A 6,645-nucleotide genomic window follows, 5' to 3' on the forward strand; every position below is an offset into this window, starting at 1 on the left:
TCACTACGAACGGCGGGACCTTGACCGCGGCAACAAGCACTCCGTTCACCAAGCCGAGGCCGGCTCCCGCCGCGAGGCCCGCAAAGATACCRAAAAGCACGAACTGCTCGTTGGTCTCCGTTACGAGGCTGGCGGCKATCATGCCCGCGAGCGCCATTACGGAGCCGACCGATAGGTCGATGCCTTTAGTAAGGATKACKAAGGTCACTCCGATMGCMAGAATGCCGTTGATCGACGACTGGCGAACGAGATTCAGCCAATTCAACCATGTCATGAAGTACTGGTTCGCGAACGCGAAGAACGCKACGATCAGGAAAAACACGAGAACGATGCTGAACTGCCTGATCATTTCCCCGGCGCGGAAGTTTCCGGGCTTCGCCGCAGCGATGGTATTCATTACTCAAGTMCTCCCGTGAATGGGGCTATGACCGCTCATCAGCTCGCCATGTCCATAAGCGTCTGTTGCGTTGCTTCGGCACCKGCKATGATGTTGAGGAGCTGCCCCTGTTTGAAAATCGCGATCCTGTCGCTKAGCTGCATGATCTCCGGTGCCTCCGAGGAGACCACGAGGACGCCGTTGCCCTTCGCCGCGAAGTCTCGCAGGAACGCGTAGATCTCCTGCTTGGAACCTTCGTMGATGCCACGCGTCKGTTCGTCGCAAATGAGAAGCTTTGGATTTGTCAGAAGGCACCGGGCCAGCACGACTTTTTGTTGGTTGCCCCCTGACAGAGTTTCGACGGCAACATCTGGCGACGCCGACTTGATCCTCTGCGAGACGATCATGTCTTGAACCGCGCTGCGCTCTTTGTCCCCGCGGATGAAACCGCTGATGGCCATCAAGGCCAGCGATGAAAGCGTGATGTTGTGGGCGATCGATGCCGAGAGCACGAGACCACTGTCCTTGCGATCCTCGGTCACCATCGCCATTCCACGTTGAATTGCGTCCTTAGGACTGCCTGGCTTGACCTTACCGCCGTTGAAGACAACTTCGCCTCCCGTTGGTGAGTGCAGCCCGAATATTGTCTCGAGGAACTCGGTCCGCCCGGACCCAAGCAGCCCGTAGATCCCKACCACTTCGCCGGACGCCACGTCTAGCGAGATGTCTCGGAAATGAGGCCCGCGCGCCAAGTTCGAGACCGAAAGCAGGATTGGCGCGTCTTCGAGAGGCTTGCCCTTCTCGACCAGCTTGACTTCACGGCCGACGATCTGTGTCACAAGATGGCGGCGGTCGATGTCTTTGATGTTTCCAGTCTCGATGAAACGGCCGTCGCGGAAGACTGTGTACTCATCCGCGATCTCGAAGATTTCGGTGAGTTTGTGAGACACGTAGATAATTGCGGAACCGCGCGCGGTGATCTTGCGGAGCGCGTTGAACAAGACATGGACTTCGTGTTCGCCGATAGCAGATGTCGGCTCGTCCATGATGACGATATGTGCCCGATAGCTGAGAGCCTTCGCAATTTCGACGAGCTGAATCTGGGCGAGGCTCAGCTCCCCCATCTTCTTGGCAGCGTCGACTTCAAAGCCGAGTTCATCGAGGAATGCCTGGGCGTCCCTGCGCATCTGGCTAAAATCGACGAGCACGCCAAGTCGCTTCKGCTCGCGGCCAAGGTAAAGGTTCTCGGCGACGGTCATCTCGGGGACGGGGGAAAGCTCCTGCGTGATKATCGCGATGCCGTGACGCAAGGCGTCAGCGGCGCTTTTGAAGTCGACCTGCTCGCCATCGATCTCCACTATCCCTCCATCGCGGCGGAGCAGTCCCATCGTGATGTTGAGGAATGTCGACTTGCCGGCGCCATTACCGCCGCACAAGGCATGGACGGTCCCGGCCTTTAGAGTTAGTCGGCCATCAACGAGCGCTGGGACGCCGTTGAACKACTTTTCCACGCCCTCGGCCCGCAGAAGCACGCGTGCCGAAAACGACTGCGCGGTTCCCTGAACTGTTATCTTCTCAGTTGCGTTGACCATGATATGACGTCATACCTCGTAAAATCGAAATCTATGCCGCGTGTGTGCGGATCGCATGCCGTATTGGTTCTACGCGCCGTCCAGTTCGAKGATCGCGCGTGCCTCCTGGGGTGTAGCCGGCTCACGTCCGACCTTTTGGGCAATCTCAACAGCGCGCGATATGACTTCCGCGTTCGTGGGTGTGCCGAACTCGCGATAGGGATAGTMGCCTATTCCAATAGCCATGTGGCCGCCCAGACGGCAGATCGCAGGAGCAATGTTCAACAGATTGCCCCCAAGGCAATTGACCGTCCATTCGATCGGCCGGTCGTCGGGCAGAAATGCAAGATGCGCCATGAGACCCGCCTCGGTCGGCGGATGCCCGGTAATGTATMGCCCTCCCGTTAGGTGCAGGAGAAAGTAGGCGGGCCCCCTCACAAGGCCCGCGTMCATCAGGGCGATCGCGCGGCGCGTGAACCCAACAGACCAGGAAACTAGCTTCGGCTTTACGCCCTTTTCGGCCAAGGTACGCGCGTAGTGCGCGAGACTTTCGGTCGTGTTGAGATACAAACGTTCTGGATTTTCGAACCTGCGCGTCTCGGCATCCCAAAGCTCGAGATTGGCMGAACCGGTATCGATGGGCGCAATATCGGGCTTCGTAGCAGGGTCCAATGCCAGGGTTGCGACCGTGTCKATGCGCTTCATGGCGTCGGCATCATTCGAGATAAAGCCGAGCGTGGGAAGGATGAGTAGATCGGTCGCCTGCCTGACTTCGCGGATGATTTCGGCGTTTGCCTCAACKGTGTTTGTCGCACCGCCGTCGGCTGTCCTGGCATGATAGTGCAGAATCGCCGCTCCCGCCTTGCGGGCTGCAACGGCGGCCTCAACGATCTCGTCGGCGGTGTATGGGATATTAGGGTTGGATGTGCGCGGCGCGTACTCGTTGACCCTGGCTTCGAGGATGATTTTCTTTTGCATCTTTCGCTCCTTACGCCGCCAGATAACMAGAGGTGCCCGCCTTTGCCCGCAGGAAGAAGTCATCGGCACCAATCTGCCMGCCCTTCAGCATGACTTCGAGGCCATCGACTTCGGCGTCGCCCGGCGCATCCAGGCGGCAGACATGGCAATTTTGAACTTCGTCAAAAACGGCGATCTCKAGCGCTTCGGCGCCGATTGTCCGCACCGCATAGCTCGAACTGTCACCGCCCGAAAACACGATCCGCGGCAAGGAAACCGCGCGGCGCACGGCACGCGCAACGTCACAGTAGATGGCGCCCAAGCGTTCCGCGGGAACATCGCCGCCGGGCAGACGGCCGGTTTCCCCGCGAGCCGTGTAGATGATTGTAGGTCGACCGCGCACAAGGCTCTCGATCGCCTTCAAAGCAGCCTCCCGCGCAACTGCCTCAGCATCATCATCGGACCGGATTGTCGAGACATCCAAGTGGACAAGGTTCCACCCGGAAGCTTCGGCCACCGCGATMTGGCGCCCGGTTTGCAGGGYGCAACTGCCTGATAAGACGAGTAGATTTTCGACGCCGGCAATCTCCGTCTTGACGGGCTCCGCCGACGATAGCAGGCCCAAGCGGGCCCAAAGAGCGCCGAGGTGTTGCGCCAAGCCTTGAGCTGCTAGCGCGAACATCGGACGTGTCGGATACCGCGCCCAGAGCAGATCKGCKACAGCCGCAAGATCCGCATTTTCGAGCCCATCGAAAATGACCCCTGCCCCCTCTTGGAAGGCCTTGAAGACACGCTCCTCCATTGCCGAGCGGCTCCGGATTGCGGGAAGCGTGACGTTGACGAATTCCTTATCTGTCTGCCCAGCCAGATGCATGCGCAGATCCGCCTCGTGCATCGGCGTCCTGGGGTGGCGCGACATGCTCGGGTGCCGGTCGAGCCGCTCAATCCTGTCGGCAAAGCGCGCGAAATGATTTCCGAAACAGGTGTAGCGCCCGAAGTCCGGGGTCGCGGCGAGGACTGGAACATCCCTCTTGCCGAAGTGAGCCGCAGCGCGCGCCAGAACAGCACCATAGCTTCCAACGGTGGGCGATGAGTCGAACGTAGAGCAGATCTTGTATTGGATAAGCGGACTGTTGAGGGTGCGCATGATCGAAAACGCACTGTCAAGCTCCTCGTCGAGCTCGACGCCGGACAACGCCCTTGCGGTACCGGCGAAGCCAAGCACATCATAAGACAGAGAATCTGTTGACGCCGTCCGTGCTGAAGGGCGTGCGAGATAGAGTTTTCCCTTCACACCACTGCGATGGAACTGCGCCAGGTTTTCGGAAGAACCCGTGAAGTCGTCGCCGTAAAACACGGCCTTGAGCTTGCCAGCTGATGTCATCGGATCCTCCCAATATCCCGGCCGAGGATATCTTCCTCCATACATCAGCCGGGCTTCACTCTTGACAATACTCATAGAAGCAGCTCATAACTCTGTCAAGGTCATACCTTATACCTTATACCTCATATCGAGAAAATTGGAGGACGACGAGATGAGACTTTCTGGACGCACTGCCGTGGTGACGGGCGCTGGCCGGGGCATCGGACTGGCAATCGCTGAAGCCTATGTTCGCGAAGGCGCGAATGTCGTTATCGTCGACCGCGATCTGGAAGTGGCGAACGAAGCCGCCGAGCGGCTTGGGGAGCGGGCTTTGGCCGTCCGCGCCGATATTTCGGTCAACGAAGACGTTGAGACGATCGTTAAGGAAACGATTGGCCGGTTCGGCACGGTCGACATACTCGTGAACAACGCGGGCGTGGGCGCAACCACTCTGTTTCTCGAAAGCTCAAGGGAGGAATTCGAACGCGTCGTCCGGATCAATCTGACCGGAACATTCCTCGTGGCGCAAGCCTTTGCTCGGATCATGGCCGCCAAAGGCTATGGGCGGATCATCAATATCGCTTCGCTGTCCGGTCAGAAGGGCGGTGTCGGACGTTCGGCCTATGGAGCMTCAAAGGCCGGCGTCGAACTCCTCACGAAGGTTATGGCGGTCGAACTCGCGGAATCGGGAATCAACGTGAATAACATCGCACCGGGCCCGATATTGACCGAGGTCTCGAAAGTCATGCACACGGTCGAAACGCGTGACGCCTATCATCGGCTAGTTCCGCAACGCCGTTATGGCGAACCATCGGAAATCGCTGATGCCGCGGTGTTCCTGGCGAGCGACGATGCTGCCTATATTACGGKGCACACCCTGAACGTCGACGGCGGCTTCCTGGCCGCTGGCCTCATGTTCCCATTCGATCCAAAAGCCTCGAAGCGGCTGGGACAAATCAGCGAATAACCTGGAGAAGTGGCCAGTTCGACGTTCGGCATTTGTCGCAAGCGGTAAAACGCGGTATGACCTCGTACCTTTTCGATTTCTGATTGGAGCGTGACCAGGAATGCTGTCTGTTGACCCAAAGAAAATCCCAAGCCGGCTGGACATAGCGCTCGACTACATTACGGGCGAAATTGCCAAAGGCAACCTCGGGCCTGGTGACAAACTTCCCAATGAAAAAGAGCTGGCCCAGCTTCTCGGGATCAGTCGCACTCCAATCAGAGAGGCGATCAAAACGCTCGCGGTCTCGGGTCTTGTCGAGACGCGTCATGGCTTTGGAAATTACATCCGTAAGGACGAAGGCCTTCCGGCGATGCCGCTCGCKATGTTTCAGCTCTATCTTCAGAGCTCGACGCCTGAGATGCTGATGGAACTGCGATACATTTTCGACCGCAACTGTTCAGAACTCGCGTCGCTGCGGCGTACGGACGAAGACCTCGCCACGATGAGAGAGTGCATCGACCGACTAAAAAGGCTGTCGGAGGATGCGAACTMCGCGATCGAAGATCTCCTCAAGGCCGATCTCGATTTCCACCGAGCAATATACAAAGCTGCCGGAAACCCGTTGATCGTCGTGATCGCCGACTTCGTGCTGACGATGGTCGCGCCTTGGGTGCAAAAATCGCTAGAGGTCAGTGGCAAATGGCGCGCAGTCGATCTCCACGAACACATGTTTCAGATGATCCGGGACAGAAAGACCGGTGACCTCAGCCGCGAAAGCGTCGAGGAAAACATGGAACACTTCCGCACATCCCTGCTGAAATGACAGCCAGGGCATCACGTCAAGGCGTGGCGCATCTTGCATTTCCCGCAGGTCGCACTGCGATCATCACCGGCGGCATCTGAAGGCGGACGCGAAGCCCGGATACCGTATGCCGCCCGGCCTATTCGCCGGGTTCTGAAAATTGCCAGAAAACGATAATGCGCCAGGCTGATTGCGCMTGGCGCGTCGACCGCGAGCAATGCTTGCCCAGCCTTCCAACTAGCGGGTGTGGTATTTCGTATCGACCTCGTCGATGGCGGCAACATTGCTGGCCGAGCGACCGTTCTCGTCGAACCTCTGGGCGAGGAAGGAGTCGACGATCGTCTTCGCAAGTTCCGATCCAATGACGCGGGCGCCCATGGTAATGATCTGGGCGTTGTTCGACAACGCCGCCCGCTCGGCGGAATAAGTATCGTGTGTGAGGGCTGCCCTAATACMCGGCACCTTGTTTGCCGAAATGCAGACGCCGATCCCGGTGCCGCACACCAGGATGGCCTTGTCATAGGTGCCGTCGAGCACGCCGTTGGCGACCCTGTCGGAGAGGTTMGCATAGAAATCGTCGAGACCGGCGTCCGTCYGGGAGACCTCGAACACCTCGAAACGGTCCTTGAG

The 6,645-nt window shown here is 58.5% G+C and carries 7 protein-coding genes; 2 read left to right on the plus strand and 5 right to left on the minus strand.

The window, feature by feature from the left end; all coding sequences use genetic code 11:
• The 4 genes from QD357_RS31070 to QD357_RS31085 form a co-directional block, all read right to left on the minus strand.
• Positions 1–397 (minus strand): ABC transporter permease (locus QD357_RS31070; RefSeq protein ID WP_414125830.1); only part of this gene is annotated, 397 nt, incomplete at its 3' end.
• Between the two features lie 38 nt (positions 398–435).
• Complete coding sequence (locus tag QD357_RS31075; protein ID WP_414125831.1) at positions 436–1,968, minus strand: sugar ABC transporter ATP-binding protein; 1,533 nt, start codon at positions 1,966–1,968, stop codon at positions 436–438.
• Between the two features lie 69 nt (positions 1,969–2,037).
• On the minus strand, positions 2,038–2,925 hold the full coding sequence (locus QD357_RS31080) for a 3-keto-5-aminohexanoate cleavage protein (protein WP_414125832.1): 888 nt from the start codon (positions 2,923–2,925) through the stop codon (positions 2,038–2,040).
• Positions 2,926–2,935: 10 nt separating this feature from the next.
• Positions 2,936–4,288, minus strand: coding sequence for a four-carbon acid sugar kinase family protein (locus QD357_RS31085; RefSeq protein ID WP_414125833.1), 1,353 nt, complete (start codon positions 4,286–4,288; stop codon positions 2,936–2,938).
• Between the two features lie 151 nt (positions 4,289–4,439).
• Between QD357_RS31085 and QD357_RS31090 the strand changes: the two genes are divergently transcribed.
• Positions 4,440–5,234 (plus strand): SDR family NAD(P)-dependent oxidoreductase, encoded by a 795-nt coding sequence (locus tag QD357_RS31090; RefSeq protein WP_414125834.1) that lies wholly within the window; start codon positions 4,440–4,442, stop codon positions 5,232–5,234.
• A gap of 100 nt (positions 5,235–5,334) precedes the next feature.
• Positions 5,335–6,036 carry a FadR/GntR family transcriptional regulator gene (locus tag QD357_RS31095; protein ID WP_414125835.1) on the plus strand — a complete coding sequence of 234 codons (702 nt, stop codon included), beginning with the start codon at positions 5,335–5,337 and terminating at the stop codon, positions 6,034–6,036.
• Positions 6,037–6,252: 216 nt separating this feature from the next.
• Here the strand turns inward: QD357_RS31095 and QD357_RS31100 are convergent.
• A partial coding sequence (locus QD357_RS31100; protein WP_414125836.1) for an RpiB/LacA/LacB family sugar-phosphate isomerase occupies positions 6,253–6,645 on the minus strand: 393 nt, incomplete at its 5' end.

Origin of the sequence: Rhizobium sp. BR 317 (genome assembly GCF_047445835.1) — a bacterium.
GTDB classification, from domain to species: domain Bacteria; phylum Pseudomonadota; class Alphaproteobacteria; order Rhizobiales; family Rhizobiaceae; genus Rhizobium; species Rhizobium paranaense.